This window comes from Streptomyces sp. NPDC059456, assembly GCF_042750055.1.
In the GTDB taxonomy this organism is placed as follows: Bacteria; Actinomycetota; Actinomycetes; order Streptomycetales; family Streptomycetaceae; genus Streptomyces.
On sequence record NZ_JBHYVA010000983.1, the window covers coordinates 1 to 2195 of the forward strand.

Consider the following 2195-nt stretch of genomic DNA (forward strand, 5'->3'; position numbering starts at 1 on the left):
CGGCAGGCTGCCGATGCCCTACGATCCGTTGCCCTCGGCCTTCGCGGGCACGCCCGCCGCCGGGGCCGCCGGGGCCGCCGGAGCCGGCGCCGCGGGCGCCGTACGGGCGAACATCCCGAGGAACAGGAGCAGCGTCGGGACCAGGTACACCAGCCACACCGTGACCTGGAGCCAGGTCGGGTCGGGCTGGAAGTTGAACGTCCCCTTCAGCAGGGTCCCGTACCAGCTGTCCGGCGGGATCGCCGCGGTGACGTCGAAGGCCTTGTTCGCGAGGCCGGGCAGGAACTCGGCCTCCTGGAGGTCGTGCACCCCGTAGGCGAGCACGCCCGCGGCGACCACGACCAGCATCCCGCCGGTCCACGTGAAGAACTTGGACAGGTTGATCTTGAGCGCGCCGCGGTAGAACAGCCAGCCCAGCAGGATCGACGACCCGATGCCGAGCAGCACGCCCGCCAGCGGACCCGCGCCGTCACCGGCCGCGTGGACCGACCGCCACACGAACAGCGAGGTCTCCAGGCCCTCCCGGCCGACGGCCAGGAACGCCGTCGTCACCAGGGCGCCGGTGCCCATCGCGAGCGCCGCGTCGAGCTTGCCGTGCAGCTCGGCCTTCAGGTGCCGCGCGGTGCGCTTCATCCAGAAGACCATCCACGTCACCAGGCCGACCGAGACGATCGACAGGCTGCCGCCGATCGCCTCCTGCGCCTGGAACGTCAGCTCCGAGGTGCCGAATTCGAGGGCTGCGCCGAAGGCCAGGCTGAGCGCGGCCGCGAGGCCGACGCCGAGCCACAGCGGCGCCAGCCTGTCCTTGTGCCCGGTCTTCACCAGGTACGCGATGAGGATGCAGACGACCAGGCTGGCCTCCAGCCCCTCACGCAGGCCGATCAGGTAGTTGCTGAACACGTCGGTTCCTTTCCGTTCCGGGGAACTACGCGAACAGCGCCCGGCCCCACCAGTCGTCCTTGTCACGGACGCCCGGCGGGACGGCGAAGACGGCCGAGCCCACGTGCTGGATGTACTCGTTCAGCGCGTCGTTCTTGGACAGGTTGCGCTGGAGCGGGACGAAACCCTTGCGGACGTCGCGCTGGTAGGCGAGGAAGAACAGGCCCGCGTCGAGCCGGCCCAGTCCGTCCGTCCCGTCGGTGAACGAGTAGCCGCGGCGCAGGATCGTCACGCCGTTGTTGCTGTCGGGGTGCGCGAGGCGGACGTGAGCCCCCGGCTTCATCGCCTTCAGGAACGGCTCGTCGCGCTCCTTGGACTTGCCGACCGGCGCGCCCTCGGCCTTGTCCCGGCCGAAGATGTCCTCCTGCTCCTGGAGCGGAGTGCGGTCCCAGGTCTCGATGTGCATCCGGATGCGGCGGGCCACCAGGTACGAGCCGCCGGTCATCCACGCCGAGGCGCCCTTGGCCTCGTCCGCGACCCACACGTGCTTGTCGAGGGCGGCGGTGTCGGTGCCCGCGACGTTCCGGGTGCCGTCCTTGAAGCCCATCATGTTGCGCGGGGTCTGCTGGTCCGGGGTGGTGGACGAGGTCTTGCCGAAGCCGAGCTGCGACCAGCGCACCGCCGCCTTGCCGAAGCCGATGCGGGCGAGCTGGCGGATCGCGTGCACCGCGACCTGCGGGTCGTCCGCGCAGGCCTGCACGCAGAGGTCGCCGCCGCTCTTGGCGGGGTCCAGGTTGTCGCCGGGGAACTGCTCCAGGTCCACCAGGGCCTCGGGGCGCCTGTCCTCCAGGCCGAACCGGTCCTTGGCGAAGAGCGAGGGGCCGAAGCCGATGGTCAGCGTCAGCCGGGACGGCTTGAGGCCGAGGGCCTCACCGGTGTCGTCCGGCGGGGCCTCGGGGAGGCCGCCGACCGCGCCCTCGCCGACGGGGAGGCCGGCGGTCATCCGCTCGGCAGCCCGCGTCCAGTCCTTGAGGAGCTGGACGAGCTCCGCACGGTCCTTCGTCTTCACGTCGAACGCGGCGAAGTGCAGCCGGTCCTGGACGGCGGAGGCGATGCCGGCCTGGTGCGCGCCGTGGAAGGCCACCGCGGAGCCGCTGAGCGCGGCCGGCACGGCGTCGCTGCCGCCGGAGAGCGCGGCGACCGTGCCGCCGGCCGCGGCGGCGCCCCGCGCCCGCCCCGCCGCCCCCCCCCCCACCCCCCAGGCGGGGGGCGGGGCCCCCCCCGGCGCCCCGCCGGCGGCCGCCCCCCCCCGGTTT

General features: G+C 73.0%; 2 protein-coding genes. Both read right to left on the minus strand.

The features are described from left to right. Positions 1–18: 18 nt before the first annotated feature. The gene (gene efeU / locus ACFXA3_RS41340) at positions 19–900 is read right to left on the minus strand and encodes an iron uptake transporter permease EfeU (protein WP_385196469.1); all 882 of its coding nucleotides are present in this window, start codon (positions 898–900) and stop codon (positions 19–21) included. A gap of 25 nt (positions 901–925) precedes the next feature. Further along, a complete protein-coding gene (gene efeB / locus ACFXA3_RS41345; RefSeq protein ID WP_385196472.1) occupies positions 926–2134 on the minus strand; it encodes an iron uptake transporter deferrochelatase/peroxidase subunit in 1209 nt (402 codons plus the stop codon). Between the last annotated feature and the right edge of the window lie 61 nt (positions 2135–2195).